17 protein-coding genes are annotated in these 18,358 nt (G+C 64.3%); 12 read left to right on the forward strand and 5 right to left on the reverse strand.

Annotated features, from left to right (window positions below; all coding sequences use genetic code 11):
- Nucleotides 1-23 precede the first annotated feature (23 nt).
- The 4 genes from F2P45_RS16610 to F2P45_RS16625 are packed head-to-tail and all read left to right on the forward strand — an operon-like array spanning nucleotide 24 to nucleotide 4,295.
- A complete protein-coding gene (locus tag F2P45_RS16610) occupies nucleotides 24-293 on the forward strand; it encodes a flagellar biosynthetic protein FliQ (protein ID WP_166877227.1) in 270 nt (89 codons plus the stop codon).
- A 6-nt stretch (nucleotides 294-299) separates the two neighbouring features.
- Nucleotides 300-1,076 (forward strand): flagellar biosynthetic protein FliR, encoded by a 777-nt coding sequence (gene fliR / locus F2P45_RS16615; RefSeq protein ID WP_166877230.1) that lies wholly within the window; start codon nucleotides 300-302, stop codon nucleotides 1,074-1,076.
- Nucleotides 1,069-2,211, forward strand: a complete 1,143-nt coding sequence (gene flhB / locus F2P45_RS16620) for a flagellar type III secretion system protein FlhB (RefSeq protein ID WP_166877233.1) — start codon at nucleotides 1,069-1,071, stop codon at nucleotides 2,209-2,211. Before fliR ends, flhB begins: the two co-directional genes overlap by 8 nt.
- A complete protein-coding gene (locus F2P45_RS16625) occupies nucleotides 2,208-4,295 on the forward strand; it encodes a flagellar biosynthesis protein FlhA (RefSeq protein ID WP_166877236.1) in 2,088 nt (695 codons plus the stop codon). The genes flhB and F2P45_RS16625 overlap by 4 nt, the downstream gene beginning before the upstream one ends.
- Before the next feature lie 41 nt (nucleotides 4,296-4,336).
- On the opposite strand, the gene F2P45_RS16630 is transcribed toward F2P45_RS16625, so the two are convergent.
- From F2P45_RS16630 to F2P45_RS16650, 5 genes are all read right to left on the reverse strand, one after another.
- On the reverse strand, nucleotides 4,337-5,248 hold the full coding sequence (locus tag F2P45_RS16630) for a flagellar hook-length control protein FliK (RefSeq protein WP_166877239.1): 912 nt from the start codon (nucleotides 5,246-5,248) through the stop codon (nucleotides 4,337-4,339).
- Nucleotides 5,249-5,343: 95 nt separating this feature from the next.
- Nucleotides 5,344-6,204: a flagellin N-terminal helical domain-containing protein gene (locus F2P45_RS16635; RefSeq protein WP_166877241.1), complete on the reverse strand. Its 861-nt coding sequence runs from the start codon at nucleotides 6,202-6,204 to the stop codon at nucleotides 5,344-5,346.
- A 205-nt stretch (nucleotides 6,205-6,409) separates the two neighbouring features.
- The gene (locus F2P45_RS16640; protein WP_166877244.1) at nucleotides 6,410-7,264 is read right to left on the reverse strand and encodes a flagellin N-terminal helical domain-containing protein; all 855 of its coding nucleotides are present in this window, start codon (nucleotides 7,262-7,264) and stop codon (nucleotides 6,410-6,412) included.
- Between the two features lie 194 nt (nucleotides 7,265-7,458).
- Entirely contained in the window at nucleotides 7,459-8,319 is an 861-nt protein-coding gene (locus F2P45_RS16645; protein WP_166877247.1) for a flagellin N-terminal helical domain-containing protein, read from the reverse strand.
- Nucleotides 8,320-8,544: 225 nt separating this feature from the next.
- The gene (locus tag F2P45_RS16650) at nucleotides 8,545-9,405 is read right to left on the reverse strand and encodes a flagellin N-terminal helical domain-containing protein (protein ID WP_166877250.1); all 861 of its coding nucleotides are present in this window, start codon (nucleotides 9,403-9,405) and stop codon (nucleotides 8,545-8,547) included.
- Between the two features lie 268 nt (nucleotides 9,406-9,673).
- Between F2P45_RS16650 and F2P45_RS16655 the strand changes: the two genes are divergently transcribed.
- From F2P45_RS16655 to F2P45_RS16690, 8 genes are all read left to right on the forward strand, one after another.
- Nucleotides 9,674-10,525 carry a hypothetical protein gene (locus F2P45_RS16655; RefSeq protein ID WP_166877253.1) on the forward strand — a complete coding sequence of 284 codons (852 nt, stop codon included), beginning with the start codon at nucleotides 9,674-9,676 and terminating at the stop codon, nucleotides 10,523-10,525.
- A gap of 23 nt (nucleotides 10,526-10,548) precedes the next feature.
- The gene (locus tag F2P45_RS16660; protein WP_166877256.1) at nucleotides 10,549-10,989 is read left to right on the forward strand and encodes a hypothetical protein; all 441 of its coding nucleotides are present in this window, start codon (nucleotides 10,549-10,551) and stop codon (nucleotides 10,987-10,989) included.
- A 220-nt stretch (nucleotides 10,990-11,209) separates the two neighbouring features.
- Entirely contained in the window at nucleotides 11,210-12,355 is a 1,146-nt protein-coding gene (locus tag F2P45_RS16665) for a sensor histidine kinase (RefSeq protein WP_229505120.1), read from the forward strand.
- Nucleotides 12,352-13,110: a LytR/AlgR family response regulator transcription factor gene (locus F2P45_RS16670; RefSeq protein ID WP_166877259.1), complete on the forward strand. Its 759-nt coding sequence runs from the start codon at nucleotides 12,352-12,354 to the stop codon at nucleotides 13,108-13,110. Before F2P45_RS16665 ends, F2P45_RS16670 begins: the two co-directional genes overlap by 4 nt.
- Before the next feature lie 31 nt (nucleotides 13,111-13,141).
- Nucleotides 13,142-14,266, forward strand: a complete 1,125-nt coding sequence (locus tag F2P45_RS16675; protein WP_166877262.1) for an acyltransferase family protein — start codon at nucleotides 13,142-13,144, stop codon at nucleotides 14,264-14,266.
- Nucleotides 14,267-14,463: 197 nt separating this feature from the next.
- Complete coding sequence (gene dusA, locus F2P45_RS16680) at nucleotides 14,464-15,462, forward strand: tRNA dihydrouridine(20/20a) synthase DusA (RefSeq protein ID WP_267877352.1); 999 nt, start codon at nucleotides 14,464-14,466, stop codon at nucleotides 15,460-15,462.
- Between the two features lie 449 nt (nucleotides 15,463-15,911).
- Nucleotides 15,912-17,651 carry a methyl-accepting chemotaxis protein gene (locus tag F2P45_RS16685; protein ID WP_229505121.1) on the forward strand — a complete coding sequence of 580 codons (1,740 nt, stop codon included), beginning with the start codon at nucleotides 15,912-15,914 and terminating at the stop codon, nucleotides 17,649-17,651.
- 108 nt (nucleotides 17,652-17,759) lie between these two features.
- Nucleotides 17,760-18,101: an energy transducer TonB gene (locus F2P45_RS16690; protein WP_166877268.1), complete on the forward strand. Its 342-nt coding sequence runs from the start codon at nucleotides 17,760-17,762 to the stop codon at nucleotides 18,099-18,101.
- Nucleotides 18,102-18,358 lie beyond the last annotated feature (257 nt).

Raw genomic sequence — 18,358 nt, forward strand, 5'->3', positions numbered from 1 at the left:
GGAGAAGGTATGGGAGAAACCCGATGACCCCCGACGTGGCCGTGGACCTGATGGTCGGCGCCTTGCAAATCGTCATGCTGATGGTGCTGGTGCTGGTGGTGCCGGGCCTGATCATGGGCCTGCTGGTGGCGCTGGTGCAGGCCGCCACCCAGATCAACGAGCAGACCCTGAGCTTCTTGCCGCGCCTCTTGGTGACCCTGCTGGCGGTGATCATGGCCGGGCACTGGATGACGGCCTACCTGATGGATTACTGCGTCTCCGTGTTCCAGCGCGCCGCCGCCCTGGTCGGATAACAAAGCATGGAGCTGGCCGGCTACCTGTTGCCCTTCCTGAACGCCCTGTGGTGGCCGTTCGTGCGCAACCTGGCATTGCTGAGCGCCGCGCCGGTGGTGGGCGACATCCTGGTGCCGCTGCCGGCGCGCGTGCTGCTGGCGCTGGTGCTGGCCTTCCTGATGCTGCCGTTCAGCCCGGGCGCCAACGTGGTCGATCCATTTTCGGTGATGGGCATCGCCACCACCCTGGAGCAAGCCGTGATCGGCGGCGTGCTGGGGCTGGCCATGCACTTTTCGATGTCGGTGATCAATGTGCTGGGCTACCTGGTGTCGAGCCAGATCGGCTTTTCGATGGCCCAGATGAACGACCCGGTCAACGGCACCGCCTCGGACGTGGTCTCGGGCATGCTGTCGCTGCTGGCGATCATCGTGTTTTTCGCCATCGACGGGCACCTGGTGCTGACCGGGGTGCTGGCCACCAGTTTCAAGGCCTGGCCGGTGGGCGGCGGCTACGCGCCGATGCTGCTGGGAACGGTGGCGCTCAAGGCGGCCTGGATTTTCGCCGCCGCCATGCTGCTGGCGCTGCCGATCGTGTTTTCGACCCTGGTGGTGCAGCTCGGCTTCGGCCTGTTGAACCGGGTGGCGCCGTCGCTGAATTTGTTTTCGCTGGGTTTTTCGCTGACCACCCTGTTCGGCCTGATGATGCTGATCCAGATCGTGCGCTTCATTCCCGAACACTACATTGCGATGAGCAACCAAGTACTTGAACTGATCGACCAACAGATGAAGGCGGCCCATGGCTGACGACGCGAGCGGTGGCGACAAGACCGAAAAGGCCTCGCAGCAAAAGCTGCGCAAGGCGCGCGAGGAAGGGCAGGTGGTGCGTTCGCGCGACCTGGCCACCGCGATCGGCATCCTGGTCAGCCTGAAAGTGTTTTCCATGATGCTGCCGAGCTACCTGGAGTCCTTCCGCAATCTGTTCGCCCTGGTCTTCATTCCGCTGGGCGCGGACGGCGCCATCGAAAACCTGAGTTCGACCATGTTCACCAGTTCGATGTGGCTGTTGATGACGATGGTGTTGCCGCTCTTGGGCGTGCCGTTCGCGGTGGTGCTGTCGTCCCTGATTCCCGGCGGCTGGGTGATCAGCACCAAGAACATGGAACCGAAAATGAGCCGCCTGTCGCCCATGAAAAACCTCGGCAACCTGTTTACCGCCAAGCACGGCATCGGCGTGGCCACCTCGGTCGGCAAGGCTGTCGTGCTCGGCTGGGTGCTGGTGCACGTGAGCCGATCAAGCATGAATGCCTTTGTCGACTTGCAAAAGATGTCGCTCAGCGCGGCGCTGCCGGCCGGCGCCGGGCTGATGCTCGACGCCCTGATGGCGATGTGCATGGTGTTCGTCATGTTCGCCGTGCTCGACGTGCCGGTGCAGGCCTTCCTGTTCGCGCGCAACCAGCGCATGAGCAAGCACGACCAGAAAGAAGAACACAAGAGCAGCGAAGGCAAGCCCGAGGTGCGCCAGCGCATCCGCCAGTTGCAGCAGCAGATGGCGCGCCGCAGCGTGAGCAAGACCGTGCCCACGGCCGATGTCGTGATCGTCAACCCGGAACACTACGCGGTGGCGCTCAAGTATGAGGCCAGCCGCGCCGAAGCGCCCTTCGTGGTGGCCAAGGGGGTCGACGAGATGGCCTTGTTCATCCGCCAGATCGCGAAGCAGCACAATATCGAGACGCTCGAACTGCCGCCGCTGGCGCGGGCGATCTACAATACCAGCCAGGTCCAGCAGCAAATTCCGGCCCAGCTGTACCAGGCCGTGTCGCAGGTGCTGAACTATGTGCTGCAACTGAACGCTTTTCGTGCCGGCCGGCGCACTGCGCCGCCACGTTTCCCCAACGAGGTGGCCGTGCCATCTCATCTGAGTGAGGTTCCCGCCACATGAGTTTTTTGAACAGCCTGCTGACCGAGTTGAAACGGCATAAATTCGCCACCCCGGTGTTCTTGCTGGTCATCTTGTCGATGATCATCCTGCCGCTGCCGCCGGTCTTGCTCGACGTGCTGTTTACCTTCAACATCGTGCTGGCGCTGATCGTCATCCTGGTGTCGGTCTCGGCCAAGCGGCCGCTCGACTTCTCGGTCTTCCCGAGCGTCATTCTCGGCACCACCATGCTCAGGCTGACCCTGAACGTGGCCTCGACCCGGGTGGTGCTGCTGCACGGCCACCAGGGCAGCGACGCGGCAGGTAAAGTGATCGAAGCGTTTGCCAACGTGGTTATCGGCGGCAATTTCGTGGTCGGCTTCGTGGTCTTCATCATTTTGATGATCATTAACTTCGCGGTGGTGACCAAGGGCGCGGAACGGATTTCCGAAGTCTCGGCGCGGTTTACCCTGGACGCCCTGCCGGGCAAGCAGATGGCCATCGACGCCGACCTCAATGCCGGCCTGATCAACCAGGAAAAAGCCCAGGTGCGGCGCCGCGACGTGGCCGCCGAAGCCGACTTCTACGGCGCCATGGACGGCGCCTCGAAGTTCGTGCGCGGCGACGCGGTCGCCAGTATTCTGATTCTGATCATCAACATGGTGGGCGGCGTGGCCATTGGCGCGCTGATGCACGACCTGTCCTTCGGCGACGCCTTCCGCGTGTACGCGCTCTTGACCATCGGTGACGGCCTGGTGGCGCAGATCCCGGCGCTGCTGCTGTCGGCCGCGGCCGCGATCCTGGTGACCCGGATCAGCGATTCGGGCGACTTCGAGCAGCAGGTCGGCGGGCAGCTGCTGGCCTCGCCGGCGGTGCTCTACAGCGCCTCGGGCATGATGCTGGTGCTGGCCATGGTGCCGGGCATGCCATGGCTGATGTTCGGCGTCTTCGCGGTGGTGCTCGGCTACGTGGGCTGGCGCCTGGCGCGCATGGTCAAGGCGCCCGACCAGGCCGGGGTGGCGGCGATCGAAGCGGCCCTGCGCGACGAGCGCGCGCCCGACCTCGAATGGCAGCACCTGCCGGCGGTGCAGGCCCTGACGGTGGCGGTCGGCTACAAACTGGTCGGCCTGGTCGACGCCGCCCAGGGCGAACCGCTGACCAAGCGCATCAAGGGCGTGCGCCAGAGCCTGTCGGAAGCGATGGGTTTGCTGCTGCCGCCGATCAACGTGCGCGACGACTTGTCGCTGCGCCCGACCCAGTACTCGATCATGCTCAGCGGCACCGTGGTGGCCGAGGCCGAAGTGGTGCCGGAATGCCTGATGGCGATTGCCTCGCCCTCGGTGTACGGCCATCTGGACGGCATTCCCGGGATCGAACCGGCCTACGGCATGGCCATTACCTGGATCGCCCCGACCGACAAGGCGCATGCGCTGGGGCTGGGCTACCAGGTGGTCGAGGTGCCGAGCGCGATCGCCACCCATTGTTCCAAGGTGGTGCGCGAGTACCTGCCGGACTTGTTCCGCCATGAAGACGTGCCGGCCATCCTGGAACGGATGACGGCGCTTTCGCCCAAGCTGGCTTCGGCGCTGGACAAGGCGATGACCCACACCCAGCTGCTGCGCGTGTTCCGCGTGCTGCTGGCCGAAAATGTCTCGCTCAAGGATATCGTGGTGATCGGCACCACCTTGCTCGACAGTTCGGAAACCACCAAGGATCCGATCCTGCTGGCGGCCGAAGTGCGCTGCGCGCTGCGCAGGCAGATCGTGACGGCCTTGTTCGGCAAGAAGAAGGAAATGCCGGCTTTCAATTTGTCGGCCGAGCTGGAAAACATGCTGCTGGGGTCCTTGAACCAGGCGCGCCAGGGCGGCAAGGTCGCGCTGGACAATTTCCCGATCGATCCGCAGTTGCTCTCGCAGTTACAGTTGAACATGCCGGTGGCGCGCGAACAGATGAAGCAGCAGCAAAGTGCGCCGCTGCTGCTGGTGCTGCCGCAGATCAGGCCGCTGCTGGCACGCTACGCGCGCCTGTTTGCGCCGGGGCTGCACGTACTGTCGTACAACGAGATTCCCGAGAATCGCGACGTCAGCATCGTGGGTACCGTCGGCTAAGTTGCGCTAGTCGTCGTCCCCGCCTGCGCGGGGACGACGCGCTAGGGCTCTCCGTACGGCATCATTCCCGGCAAGGGCCTTTCGGTATACCGCACCGTGGTGGCCGCCTCGGTCCTGGTGGTGCGCGCCAGCAGCAGCGCCACTTCGGCCATGGCCCGGAACAGGGATGGGGGCAGGGCGGCGCTGACCTGGGACGAATACTGCTGCAAGGGTTTGCCGGGCCAGATGCCGTGCCTGACGCTGGTCCGCGCCAGGCGCAAACCGGCCGTTTCGATGGCCTGCTTGAGCGCCGGCAAGGAGTGGCGCAACAGCGCCACCGCGCGCGGATGCTCGGCCGCCAGTTCCATCATCACCCCATCGAGCAGTTCCAGTTGCACCGTGGCATGGCTGCCGTCGGACAGCACCACGTCCAGCCGCAGCGCCGCCTTGGCGCGCTGGCGCCGGCTGGGCGGCGGATCGGGCAGCCCGGTCAGCAGGCGCAGCGCCAGCTGCTGGCCGCCCGCGCCCGGCAGCACGAATCGCCACGCTTCCGGATGCCACAACAAGGTGGCCTGCTGCTGCACGGTGCTGGCCTGCATGGCTTGCTGCACGCCCGACATCAACAGATTGCCCGGCATGAACTGGGCGCGTCCCTGCTCCTGCAAGGTGGCCAGCTGGGCCGCGTAGGTGCGCACCATGCCGCGCCAGGCGCTGGCCAGGGCCGCGCCGTCGAGCACCGGCCAGGCCAGCTGGCGCGCCATGAACACCTGGTCGGCCCGCATCGAGGCGCTCTCGCTCAGGTTGGGGGGCAGGCCGCCGCCTGACGCCGGCGGCGCCGTGACGCTGTGCGCCTCCGGCAGCGGCACGGCCGGCACGGCCATGGCCGCCGCCGATGCCGGTGCCGGCAGCAGCGACACCGGCGCCAGCGGGGCAATCGGCACGGCGCCGAGCGGCTGCGAAGGAATGGTAGACATGGCGTTCACGCAAGGTCAGGATAAAAAAAGAGCCAGCCGGTGTGCCGGCTGGCTCGGTCGGTGCCCGGCGCAAGCGCCGGCGGCCCAGCCCTTGATTATTGCAGCAGCGACATGACCATCGAGGACATGCTGTTGCTCTGTTTTAGCATGGCGGTGCCGGCTTGCAGCAGCATCTGGTTGGTGGTCATCTTCGAGCTTTCGCTGGCGAAGTCGACGTCCATGATGCGGCCGGTGGCAGCCTTGCTGTTGGTGCTGATGTTCGACAAGTTGTTGTAGACGTGTTCCAGGCGGTTGGCCGAGGCGCCCAGCGAGGAACGCACGGTGCCGATCGAGGCGATCGCGGTCGAGAGCTTGTCGATCGAGGTCGAGGCGGTGCCGGCGCCGGTCAGTTCGGTGCCGAGCACGGGCGCCGCGGCGTAGTTGGCGGTGGTGGCCAGAACATCGACGCCCAGGGTGGTCATGGCGCCCGACATGTCGACCACCATTTTTTCGCTGGTGCTCGAACCGATCTGGAACGTCATGGCCGAGGCGATGGTGCCGCCGGCGAGCAGCTTGGCGCCGCCGAAGGTGGTGTTGTTCATCACGTTGTACAGTTCGGTGCCGAGGGCGTCGTATTCCGACTGCATCGCGGTCTTGTCGGCGGCGGTCGAGGAGGCATCGGCCGCTTGCGTGGCCAGGTCTTTCATGCGCACCAGCATGTTGCTCACTTCGTCGAGCGCGCCTTCAGCCGTTTGCAGCATCGAGGTGGAATTCTGGGTGTTGCGCATGGCAACGGCCATGCCGCTGGTCTGGGCTTTCAGGCGGGTCGCGATTTGCAGGCCGGCGGCGTCGTCCATCGAGGAATTGATGCGGTAGCCGGTCGACAGGCGGGTCATCGAGGTCGACAGCGAACCCTGGGTGCGGTTGATCGAATTCTGTGCGGACAGTGCGGCGTTGTTAGTGTGCAAACTCAACATGGTCAAAACTCCTGGTGTAGGGGGGAGGGACTTTTGGAGCCGCAGTGTCTCGCGCTCTTACCTTAACAAGACGACCGTTTCGCCGGCCGCGTTAAGTGCCGCATGGAAATTATGCGAACTATTTTTCGGGCATAAAAAAGCCAGCCGATGAGGGCTGGCTGGAACGGCGCCCGGCGCAAGCGGCCGGGCATCCTTGCTGACAGAATTATTGCAGCAGTGACATGACCATCGAGGACATGCTGTTGCTCTGTTTCAGCATGGCGGTGCCGGCTTGCAGCAGCATCTGGTTGGTGGTCATCTTCGAGCTTTCGCTGGCGAAGTCGACGTCCATGATGCGGCCGGTGGCGGCCTTGCTGTTGGTGCTGATGTTCGACAAGTTGTTGTAGACGTGTTCCAGGCGGTTGGCCGAGGCGCCCAGGGCTGAGCGCACGGTACCGATCGAGGCCAGCGCGGTCGAGAGCAGGTCGATGCTGGCGTTGGCGGTGGCGGTCAGTTCGGTGCCCGGGGTGCCCGGCACGGTGTAGGTGCCGCTGGTGGCGCCGATGGCGGTGTTCAGGGCGGTCATGTCGGCCGACATGTTGACCGTCATTTTTTCGCTGGTGCTCGAACCGATCTGGAACGTCATGGCCGAGGCGATGGTGCCGCCGACCAGCAGCTTGGCGCCGCCGAAGGTGGTGTTGGTCATCACGTTGCTCAGTTCTTTACCGAGTGCATCGTATTCCGACTGCATGGCGGTCTTGTCGGCCGCGGTCGAGGAAGCATCGGCGGCCTGGGTGGCCAGGTCTTTCATGCGCACCACCATGTTGCTCACTTCGTCGAGCGCGCCTTCGGCGGTTTGCAGCATCGAGGTCGAGTTCTGGGTGTTGCGCATCGCAACGGCCATGCCGCTGGTCTGGGCTTTCAGGCGGGTCGCGATCTGCAGGCCGGCGGCGTCGTCCATCGACGAATTGATGCGGTAGCCGGTCGACAGGCGGGTCATCGAGGTCGACAGCGAACCCTGGGTGCGGTTGATCGAATTTTGTGCGGACAGGGCAGCGTTGTTTGTGTGAAGGCTCAGCATGGTCAAACTCCTGGGTGTTGGATGTGGAAACTGTTCGGAGCCGCGCTGGTTCCGCGCTCTCATCAATACAAGGCGACACTTTGATCCAGATCATTAAGTGCCACATGGAAATATGTTTACTTAGGGCGAAAAAAAAGCCAGCCGGGTGGAGGGCTGGCCTTCGGGGACCCGGCTGGCAGCCGGGATACCGATGATTATTGCAACAGCGACATGACCATCGAGGACATGCTGTTGCTCTGCTTGAGCATGGCGGTGCCGGCTTGCAGCAGCATCTGGTTGGTGGTCATCTTCGAGCTTTCGCTGGCGAAGTCGACGTCCATGATGCGGCCGGTGGCGGCCTTGCTGTTGGTGCTGATGTTCGACAAGTTGTTATAGACGTGTTCCAGGCGGTTGGCCGAGGCGCCCAGCGAGGAACGCACGGTGCCGATCGAGGCGATCGCGGTCGAGAGCTTGTCGATCGAGGTCGAGGCCGAGCCGGCGGCGGTCAGTTCGGTGCCGACCGAGTTCGGGGTGACGTAGTTGGCGGTGGTGGCGGTCACGTCGGCGACCAGGGTGGTCATGCTGCCCGACATATCGACCGTCATTTTTTCGCTGGTGCTCGAACCGATCTGGAACGTCATGGCCGAGGCGATGGTGCCGCCGACGAGCAGCTTGGCGCCGCCGAATGTTGTATTGGTCAGAACGTTGTTCAGTTCGGTACCCAGGGCATCGTATTCCGACTGCATCGCGGTCTTGTCGGCGGCGGTCGAGGAGGCATCGGCCGCTTGCGTGGCCAGATCCTTCATGCGCACCAGCATGTTGCTCACTTCGTCGAGCGCGCCTTCGGCGGTTTGCAGCATCGAGGTCGAGTTCTGGGTGTTGCGCATCGCAACGGCCATGCCGCTGGTCTGGGCTTTCAGGCGGGTGGCGATTTGCAGGCCGGCGGCGTCGTCCATCGACGAATTGATGCGGTAGCCGGTCGACAGGCGGGTCATCGAGGTCGACAGCGAACCCTGGGTGCGGTTGATCGAATTTTGCGCGGACAGGGCGGCGTTGTTGGTGTGAAGGCTCAGCATGGTCAAACTCCTCGGTAGTGGTAGTGGGTATTTGTCGGAGCCGCGCTGTTGCCGCGCTCTTACAAGGACAAGGCGACGCTTTCATCCGGCTCATTAAGTTCCACACGGAAATTTTATTGACAATTGTCAAGCCAATCACGGCACGGCGCGGACAGACGTAAAAAAAGCCAGCCGGGTGGACGGCTGGCCTTCGGGGACCCGGCTTGCAGCCGGGGCTGCTGATGATTATTGCAGCAGCGACATGACCATCGAGGACATGCTGTTGCTCTGTTTCAGCATGGCGGTGCCGGCTTGCAGCAGCATCTGGTTGGTGGTCATCTTCGAGCTTTCGCTGGCGAAGTCGACGTCCATGATGCGGCCGGTGGCGGCCTTGCTGTTGGTGCTGATGTTCGACAAGTTGTTGTAGACGTGTTCCAGGCGGTTGGCCGAGGCGCCCAGCGACGAGCGCACGGTGCCGATCGAGGCGATCGCGGTCGACAACTTGTCGATCGTGGTCGAGGCGGTGCCGGCGCCGGTCAGTTCGGTGCCGACCGTGTTCGGGGCGGCGTAGTTGGCGGTGGTGGCGGTCACGTCGGTGACCAGGGTGCCCATGCTGGTTGACATATCGACCGTCATTTTTTCGCTGGTGCTCGAACCGATCTGGAACGTCATGGCCGAGGCGATGGTGCCGCCGACGAGCAGCTTGGCGCCGCCGAAGGAGGTGTTGGTCAGAACGTTGTTCAGTTCGGTACCCAGGGCATCGTATTCCGACTGCATCGCGGTCTTGTCGGCGGCGGTCGAGGAGGCATCGGCCGCTTGCGTGGCCAGATCCTTCATGCGCACCAGCATGTTGCTCACTTCGTCGAGCGCGCCTTCAGCCGTTTGCAGCATCGAGGTCGAGTTCTGGGTGTTGCGCATCGCAACGGCCATGCCGCTGGTTTGAGCTTTCAGGCGGGTCGCGATCTGCAGGCCGGCGGCGTCGTCCATCGACGAATTGATGCGGTAGCCGGTCGACAGGCGAGTCATCGAGGTCGACAGCGAACCCTGGGTGCGGTTGATCGAATTTTGTGCGGACAGGGCAGCGTTGTTTGTGTGAAGGCTCAGCATGATCAAACTCCAGTGTAGGGGGTGGGGACTTCGGAGTCGCGTTGCTTCGCGCTCTCCCAAGTACAAGACGACCGTTTGGCCGAAGTCATTAAGTGCCGTACGGAAATAATTTGAATTATTTTTATCCGGCTGGAAAGACAATCACAAAAATACGTTATTTTCCTTTGTAATTAATGACTTAGCGAATGCGGGATACGCTTGAGGACCGACAAGGCCGCGCTGCTTGGCACGCGCAAGATGGTTTTTTTGTCATCAACCGGGACCCATCATGAATTGCACCGTACCCAAATTATCCGTTTTACTTGCCAGTCTGCTATGCGTGATCGCGTGCGCCATCGCCCAGCCGCTCCCGCCGACGGCGAAGACCGGCAAGGCCCTGCGCAGCGTTGTTGTCGACGGCACAACGCTGGTGCTGGACGGCCAGCGCCTGCTTGCGCGGCTGAGCGACGGGTCCAGCACGCATTACTTCTATAAACAAGGCAGGCTGCACAACCTGCACCATTCGGATGGCCGCTTCGCCACCTATCATTACGGCGACGACGGGCGGCTCGAGCGCATCGAGTTATCCGACGGCCAGGTGCAGCGGGCGGACTATCGAGCGGGGGTGCTGGCGTCGATCGGGACCGAGGCTGGCCAGCGCCTGCATTTCGCGCCGCCGGCGCGCGCGCTGGACGCTGGCGCGTCGGCACTGGCCGGCAGGCAGGGGCCGCAGGCCTTGGCCGGCGCCGCTGCCCCGGCCAAGGCGGCGGCCGAGTCCCTCAACAACGCCCTGATCGCTATCGACGGCTGGGAAAAGAACAGCTGGGATTGCCGCTTCTCGCCCCACGAGCAAAGTCTGTGCGGTGGCGGCGGCGGCGGGCGCGGCCCGTTCGACGGCGGCGGCTGGACTGCGGACGACAGCGGCCCCTTCCACGGCGGCGGCTGGAATGGTGCCGACTTCGCTCCTTACCCGACCAATCTGCCGACCCGCATGAGCTGCCTGGCGGCGGCGACCTCGACCTTCGAGATCATGCGCGACCAGGTGTGTTCGATGGTCAAGGACAAGGCCATCTGCACCGCGCAGAATCACAAGCTCTTCGACGAACTCTGGAAAGAGTGCATGGCACAGTTTCCCCATTAACCCCGAGCAGATGAGGACAGACCATGATGTCGATTTCTTCGGATGAGCTTCAACGCATGCATCGCGTGATTTTTTCGGTCCAGCGCCTGAAAGGCATGGCCCACGTCCTGTCGGTATGGATGGCGCACGGGACCCTGACGGCCTGGGAGGGCGGGGCGGTCTCCCTGCCGGACTGCGAAATAGTGGCGCTGGCCTATTTCGATGCGCGCCCGGCGCAGGCGGCGCTGCGGCCCGCCTACTGCGCGGCGCTGCAGGCCGCGCGTCAGCTCGACCACGCCATGGCCGAGTTCCTGGCGCATGGGGCGCAGGGCGACCTGGGTGCCTTGCTCGAGCGGGCGGGCGCGGCACTGACGATATTCGCAGGCGTCATCGACCAGCTGCCGGGCTACCCGGCCGCAGGAGACGATGCGCCCGCCCTGAGAGGCGAAGCCGGGCGTTGCCTGGCGCTGCTGCCGCCGCGCTGAACGCACGCCTCGAAGTGGCAAGCCGGCGCGGTAGCCGGCGCGGTAGCCGACACGGTGGCCGACGCGGCGACCGGCTTGCCGCACCGGCTGCACGGCTCGCCGCAGCGTGCTGGACCGCCGGCGCCCGCGCGCCTATCGTTCCTGCTTGCCCCGCATATTCCGCCGACGCCTGCCGGGGCACAACCTACAATGACGTTTTGCGATGCCCGTGGATTCCTACATGAAAGACGAAACCCCGCTGCTGGTGCCGGTGCTCGCCGCGCTGCCCGTGTGTGCCTGCATGATCATCCTGGGCATGCCGGCGATCGGCCACGGCTACGCGCCAGCGTTCCGCGCCTTGTATTTCGCCGCCTGCCTGGCCTGGACGGTTCCGCTGACCTTGCTGCAACGCGCCCTGTGGCGCCGCGGCACGTCCTGGATGGTCATGCTGCCGGTCTTGCTGGTGGCAAGCTACCCGATGTCGGTGGTGAACGCGCTGCTGGGACAGTGGCTGGCGGTGCGGCTCGGGGTCGATACCGGCATGCACCTCGACAAGCTGCTGCGCGGACTGGACAATTGCTGGCTGCCCCTGATTGCCTTTTGCGCCATCCACGCCGTCGCCGCCTATTATCTGGCGTACCAGCGCGGCGAACTGCGCCTGGCCCAGGCCATGGCCGCGGCGCGCGACGCCGAGCTGCGCGCCCTGCGCTACCAGGTCAATCCGCATTTTCTGTTCAATACCCTCAATGCCATTTCGGCCCTGGTATCAAGCGGCGCCAATGACGACGCCAACCGCATGCTGGCGCGCGTGGCCGACTTCTTGCGCGCCACCCTGGCCCACGGCGATGCGCATGAGCACGCGCTGGCCGACGAACTGGCGCTGACCGAAGCCTATCTCGACATCGAAAAGGTGCGGCTGGGCGAGCGCCTGCGGATGACGATCAAGGTCGGCCCCGGCCTGCTGGACGCGCCGGTGCCGTATCTGCTGCTGCAACCGCTGGTGGAGAACGCTATCCGCCATGGCATCGCCCCCAATACCGGAGCAGGCCGGCTCGATATCAGCGTCGAGCGCGACGGCGCGCTGCTGCGGATCGCGGTGCGCAACGACGGCGTGGCGCCAGCGGCGGCATCGTCCGGCGGCGGGATCGGTCCGGCCGGGATAGGTCCGGCCAGGATGGGCCCGGCCAGGATAGGCCCGGCCAGGATAGGCCCGGCCAGGATAGGCCCGGCCAGGATAGGCCTGGCCAACGTCGGCGCGCGCCTGCGCCAGTTGTACGGCGACACCCACAGCGTCGACGCCGGCTGGGGCGCGGACGGACGCTTCCAGGTGCGCCTGGCCTTGCCGCTGGCGCCGTCCATGCCGTCCATGCCGGGCCTGGCGGCATGATGCGCGTTGCCGTGATCGACGACGAACCGCTGGCCCGGCTGGCGGTGACGGCGCGCCTGGCGCGGCGCACCGGCTTTTGCGTGGTGGCCGAATACGGCGACGGCGCCAGCGCCGCCAGCGCCTTGCCCGCCTTGCAGCCGGACCTGCTGTTCGTGGACGTCGACATGCCCGGCAAAAGCGGCCTCGAATTGCTGGCCGCGTTGCCGCCGGCCACCCGGCCGATGGCCGTCCTGCTCACCGCCTACGACAATTTTGCGATCCAGGCCTTCGGACTCGATGTGCTCGACTATCTGCTCAAGCCGGTCGACGAGGAGCGCTTCGACGAGGCGCTGGAACGCGCGCGGCGCGCCTTTCCGTATCGCCGCGCGCAGGGCGGGCACGCCACTGCGGCCCCGGCGCTTGCCCCGCTCGCGCTGCGCACCTTTACGGTCCGGGTCGGCACACGCACGGTGCTGGTCGGCGCCGCCGATGTCGAGCGCATCGAGGCCGATGGCGACTATGCAACCCTGTACGCGGGCGACAAAACGTATCTGGTGCGCGAGCGCCTCGCCACGCTGGCCGGGCGCCTCGACCCGCGCCAGTTCCAGCGGGTGCACCGTTCCTGCATCGTGCGGCTCGACATGATCGCCGAACTGCGCGCCCTGACCAACCGCGATGCGCTGCTGCGCCTGCGCGACGGCAGCCTGCTGCGCGCCAGCCGTACGTATATGCCGGCGCTGATGGCCGCGCTGGCGGCCGAATCGCCGCCCCCTTGACCGATCAACTTCACTACCCATCCCGGACCGTATGACCCAGAAAAATGACCTGATCCGCGCCAGCGGCCTCGATACCTTGCGCGCCGTCGCCATCGTCCTTGTCTTGATGTCGCATTATTGCGGTTTTGTCAGCGGGGCAGCGACGTTTGGCGAGCTGGGGCGGGTCGGCTGGGCCGGCGTGGACCTGTTTTTCGTGCTCAGCGGCTATCTGATCGGGAACCAGATCCTGTCCGCGCTGGCGCGCAAGGAAGCGTTTTCCCTGAAGACTTTTTTTGCCAAGCGCCTGCTGCGCACCTTGCCGAACTATTACGTGGTGCTAGCCGTGTATTTGCTGTTGCCGGATTTACTGGGCGGCTCCAGCACCGCGCCACTCTGGCGCTTCCTGACTTTCACGCAAAATATCGGACTGGGCTACGGCCAAACCTTCACGCACTCGTGGTCGCTGTGTATTGAAGAACAATTTTATCTGGCGCTGCCGCTGGTGGTGCTGGCGCTGCGGCGCTTGCCGCGCCCGCTGACGCTCGCCTGGTGCGTCATCGGCGCGGGCATCGGCGCCGGCATGGCCGCGCGTGCCAGCGGGTTTCTGCTGCATGAGTACGATTCGTTTTCCGAGCAACTGTATTACGCGACCCTGTGCCGTTTCGATGCGCTGCTGCCGGGAGTGGCGATCGCCTTGCTGCGCAATTTTCATGGCGCGCTGTACCAGCGCATCCTCAGGCACGGCAATCTGCTGCTGGCTGCGGGACTGGCCGCGGTCACTGCCACCCTGTATGGGGTACAGCATGACTTGCCCGATCCGATGCTGAGCACCACGCTCGGCTTTTCGCTGATCGCGATGAGCTATGCGATGCTGGTGCTGGCGGCGCTCAGCCCGCATTCGCTGCTGGGCCGCATGCGGGTACCGGGCGCGACCTCGCTGGCGCTGTGGTCGTACGCGATCTACCTGGTCCACAAGCCGCTGTTCATGGTCGCCGCGCCGCATCTGCGCCGCCTGAAGATCGACACCGGCGCGCCGCTGACCGTGCTGCTGATGTTCGCCGCCGGGATCGGCGCCGGCTGGCTGCTGTTCCGCGTGGTCGAAACACCGTTCATGCAGCTGCGCGCGCGCTGGTATCCCGCGCAGCGGGGCGGGGCGGGGCTGGCGCCGGCGTTGTAACGGCGGCGCCAAAAGCGGCGGCGGCAGGATCGCCCGGCGCCATCTTTGATATGATGCGTCTTTCGGGTGCGGTCATGCGGACTTTCCGCGTCCGCATTCCCGGCGCGGGCGCGCCCCTGCCGCCCGCTGGCATGACCGACACTATTGACATTTCCGCAGCCGCTGCGCAGCACGGCTGACATCACAGGTAAAACCACTTGAAATCAACGAATTACCGGGGCAGGACGCTCTCTGTCGCCCCCATGATGGATTGGACTGACCGCCATTGCCGCAAGTTCCATCGCGAAATCACCCGCCATACCTGGCTGTACACCGAGATGGTGACCACCGGCGCGCTGGTGTACGGCGACGTCGAACGCCACCTGCGCTTCAATGAAGAAGAGCATCCGGTGGCCCTGCAACTGGGCGGCAGCGATCCGGCCGATCTGGCCACCAGCGCCAGGCTGGGCCAGCAATGGGGCTACGACGAAATCAACCTGAACTGCGGCTGCCCGTCGGAGCGGGTGCAGAAGGGCGCGTTCGGCGCCTGCCTGATGGCCGAGCCGCAACTGGTGGCCGATTGCGTGAAAGCCATGCGCGACGCCGTCAGCATCGACGTCACCGTCAAGCACCGCATCGGCATCGACCGCAACGAGGAATATGGCTTCGTGCGCGATTTCGTCGGCACCATCGCCGATGCCGGCTGCAAGACCTTCATCGTGCATGCGCGCAACGCGATCCTGAAAGGCTTGTCGCCCAAGGAAAACCGCGAGATTCCGCCGCTGAAGTACGAGGTGGCATACCAGCTCAAGCGCGAGTTTCCGGACCTGGAAATCATCATCAACGGCGGCATCAAGACCTCCGACGAGATCGCGCTGCACCTGGAACACGTCGATGGCGTGATGCTGGGGCGCGAGGCGTATCACAATCCCTACGTCATGGCCGAGTACGACGCGCGCTTCTACGGCGACGATGCGGCGGTCAAGACGCGCGAGGAAGTGCTGGCGGCAATGATTCCGTACATCCAGGCGCAGCTGGATCTGCACGCGGCGCGCGGCTTGAAACTGAACAGCATCACGCGCCACATGCTGGGCCTGATGGCCGGGCTGGGCGGGGCGCGCAGTTTCCGCCAGGTGATGTCCGACCCGAAACGGCTGGCGGCGGCCGATCCGCACCTGCTGCTCGCAGCGGCGGCCGGCATGCGTCGGCCGGGCTAGGCTCCTGGCAGCCGCTCCGCATCGTTCCGTCGCGCGCGGAACGATGCCCATCCGGGCGGTGCCGTGCGCGCGTCCCGGTTTGCGTAATTCTTCCTTCCCGTATGAGCCGCCTTGACTTGGCATGCGCTCCCCACTTCCCCCGTGCAGCATAGTTCCAGCAAGGAAACTATATTTCAATTGCGCAAACGTATTTTTGCTTGCTCTAGGGCAAAATATACCTCTATAATCGGTGCATCTCTTGCCCGTTTTCCAATCAGCGCCAGCGTCATTCAAACTGTTGTTGTGTTGAAACAATTCATTCTTGAATCAACTTTTTTGCATGCGCAGTCACTGTTTTGATTTATCCTAAATGGAACGCAGATAGCCACGCGTTTCTTCAGAGACAGCCCCCAGAGTAGCCGCGGTTACCCGAGCAAATTCGATCAATAGTTCCATAGAAAAGACGCGAAATGAATTTATCCAACATGAAGGTCGGCACCCGTTTAGGTCTCGGATTTGTCCTGGTCCTGTCTTTTCTGGTCGCGGTCACGATCGTCGGCATCATCAGCATGGCCCAGATCCAGACGCGCCTGGACAACGTGGTTGGTGTCAACAACGTGGTCACCCGCCTCGTGATCGATATGCGCACCAATGTCAGCGAGCGTATCGTGTCCTTGCGCATCCTGACCCTGATGACCGATTCGGCCGACATGGAACCGGAAATGAAGCGCATCAAGGAACAGACCGCGCGCTACGACGAAGCCCAGAAGAAGCTGAGCGACAAGTTCGCCAAGTCGGCCTCGCCCGAGGAAAAGAGCCTGCTGGCCCAGATCAAGGAACACGAAGCGCTGGCGATGCCGGCCGTGGCCAAGGCGTCCGAACTGTGGATGGCCGACAAGGCCGAAGACGCGACCCGCGTCATGATCAAGGAAATCCGCCCGGTCCAGAAAAAATGGATGGATGCGCTGGAACAACTCGCAGCCCTCGAAGACAAACTCAATAGCGCAGCCCAGAAAGACGCCGAAAGCGGCTTCGAAGCGGCCCGCCTGACCATGCTGATCCTGGGCGGCGTGGCGATCCTGCTGGGCGGCATCGCTGCCGTTTTCATCACCCGCGGCCTGCTCAAGCAGCTCGGCGGCGAACCGGACTACACCGCCAAGATCGCCAGCAGCATCGCCCACGGCGACCTGTCGGTGCACATCGACACCAGCCACGCCGACAAGGGCAGCCTGCTGATGGAAGTGCGCGAAATGCGCAACAGCCTGAAAGACATCGTCGGCCAGGTGCGCGGCGGCACGGAAACCATCGGCACCGCCTCGCGTGAAATCGCGGCCGGCAATATCGACCTGTCCTCGCGTACCGAGATGCAAGCGAGCGCCCTGGAAAAAACCGCCTCGGCCATGGAAGAACTGACCTCGACCGTGAAACAGAACGCCGACAACGCCCGTGAAGCCAACCAGCTCGCGGCCAGCGCCTCCGACGTGGCGCGCAAGGGTGGCGAAGTGGTCTCGCAAGTGGTCGACACGATGGGCTCGATCAACGCCTCGGCCAACAAGATTGTCGACATCATCGGCGTGATCGATGGCATCGCCTTCCAGACCAACATCCTGGCGCTGAACGCGGCGGTCGAAGCGGCCCGTGCCGGTGAACAGGGGCGCGGTTTCGCGGTCGTGGCCTCCGAAGTGCGCAACCTGGCGCAGCGTTCGGCGGCGGCGGCGAAAGAAATCAAGACCCTGATCGGCGACTCGGTCGAGAAGGTCGAACGCGGCAGCAAGCTGGTCGGCCAGGCCGGGGTGACGATGGATGAAGTTGTCGCCAGCGTCAAACGCGTCACCGACATCATGGGCGAGATCGCCAACGCCAGCCAGGAGCAGAGCGCCGGCATCGAGCAAGTGAACATGTCGATCATCGAGATGGACAGCATGACCCAGCAGAACGCCGCGCTGGTCGAACAGGCCGCCGCCGCCGCGCAGAGCCTGCAAGACCAGGCCAGCGAACTGGCGCACGTGGTCAGCATCTTCAAGTTGATCGAAGGGGAAGAAGCGCATGTTGTCAGCACGCCGGCCATGGTCGTGGCAGCGCCGGCCCGTCCGGCCAAGGCAGCGCCGCTGCGCGTGGCCAAGCCGGTCCTGAAGCGTCCGGCGCCAGCCGCCGCCAAGCCGAAAAAGGCTGCCGCGACCACCAGCAGCGACGAATGGGAAGAATTCTGATCCGCACTCCGGGCCGGTAAGGACGGGGCGGGCAGTGCGGTTGCCAGCCGCAGCGTTAGCGTCGACGTAACACAGACGCGCGATTGAACGTTACATTAGGGAAATTGTATGTTGACTTCTACGCGTTTTAGCAGTGTGTTTGCCGGCTTGCTGGTGTGTGGCGCCGCTGCGGCGGCCGAAGTGCCGGCCAGTTTCGATGCCGGCAAGTGCAAGGCCGAGTATCCCAAAGCGTCGCTGATGAACGAGGAGCAAGGTACGGTATCGATGTCCTTTCTGGTCAATGCGGACGGCTCGGTGGTCGAATCGAAGCTGGAAAAGACCAGCGGCTTCAAGAATCTCGACAAGGCCGCCATCAAATCGATCAGCGCCTGCAAGTTCAAGCCCGGCACCAAGGATGGCGCCCCGGCGCAGACCTGGACCAAGGTCGACTACGCCTGGAAACTCGACTAAGCGGTTCATCCTTCCCGCGACCGGCCTGCCTGGCCGGCCGCCGGGGTCCCCCCGCCGCTGCCCGCCCGCCGCTGTCCCCGCCGCCGGTGTCCGCCGGTGCGCCGCCGGTGCCGCCGGTGTCTGCGCCGCTGGTGTCAGGTCTCTTAAGAAACAACACCGCCGACGCCTCCCGGCCACGGTGTGGTTCACGCCGCAGCCGGGGTGAGTGTCATGCCCAACTGTTCCGCGCGTTTTGCAAGATTGCGTAGCAGACGGTC

Source organism: Massilia mucilaginosa (assembly GCF_011682145.1).
In the GTDB taxonomy this organism is placed as follows: Bacteria; Pseudomonadota; Gammaproteobacteria; order Burkholderiales; family Burkholderiaceae_D; genus Telluria_A; species Telluria_A mucilaginosa.

Bases quoted from the DNA above. Each gene is read 5' to 3' on its own strand.
- F2P45_RS16610 (WP_166877227.1), top strand. From the start codon at position 24: ATGACCCCCGACGTGGCCGTGGACCTGATGGTCGGCGCCTTGCAAATC.
- fliR (WP_166877230.1), top strand. From the start codon at position 300: ATGGAGCTGGCCGGCTACCTGTTGCCCTTCCTGAACGCCCTGTGGTGG.
- flhB (WP_166877233.1), top strand. From the start codon at position 1,069: ATGGCTGACGACGCGAGCGGTGGCGACAAGACCGAAAAGGCCTCGCAG.
- F2P45_RS16625 (WP_166877236.1), top strand. From the start codon at position 2,208: ATGAGTTTTTTGAACAGCCTGCTGACCGAGTTGAAACGGCATAAATTC.
- F2P45_RS16630 (WP_166877239.1), bottom strand. From the start codon at position 5,248: ATGTCTACCATTCCTTCGCAGCCGCTCGGCGCCGTGCCGATTGCCCCG.
- F2P45_RS16635 (WP_166877241.1), bottom strand. From the start codon at position 6,204: ATGTTGAGTTTGCACACTAACAACGCCGCACTGTCCGCACAGAATTCG.
- F2P45_RS16640 (WP_166877244.1), bottom strand. From the start codon at position 7,264: ATGCTGAGCCTTCACACAAACAACGCTGCCCTGTCCGCACAAAATTCG.
- F2P45_RS16645 (WP_166877247.1), bottom strand. From the start codon at position 8,319: ATGCTGAGCCTTCACACCAACAACGCCGCCCTGTCCGCGCAAAATTCG.
- F2P45_RS16650 (WP_166877250.1), bottom strand. From the start codon at position 9,405: ATGCTGAGCCTTCACACAAACAACGCTGCCCTGTCCGCACAAAATTCG.
- F2P45_RS16655 (WP_166877253.1), top strand. From the start codon at position 9,674: ATGAATTGCACCGTACCCAAATTATCCGTTTTACTTGCCAGTCTGCTA.
- F2P45_RS16660 (WP_166877256.1), top strand. From the start codon at position 10,549: ATGATGTCGATTTCTTCGGATGAGCTTCAACGCATGCATCGCGTGATT.
- F2P45_RS16665 (WP_229505120.1), top strand. From the start codon at position 11,210: ATGAAAGACGAAACCCCGCTGCTGGTGCCGGTGCTCGCCGCGCTGCCC.
- F2P45_RS16670 (WP_166877259.1), top strand. From the start codon at position 12,352: ATGATGCGCGTTGCCGTGATCGACGACGAACCGCTGGCCCGGCTGGCG.
- F2P45_RS16675 (WP_166877262.1), top strand. From the start codon at position 13,142: ATGACCCAGAAAAATGACCTGATCCGCGCCAGCGGCCTCGATACCTTG.
- F2P45_RS16685 (WP_229505121.1), top strand. From the start codon at position 15,912: ATGAATTTATCCAACATGAAGGTCGGCACCCGTTTAGGTCTCGGATTT.
- F2P45_RS16690 (WP_166877268.1), top strand. From the start codon at position 17,760: ATGTTGACTTCTACGCGTTTTAGCAGTGTGTTTGCCGGCTTGCTGGTG.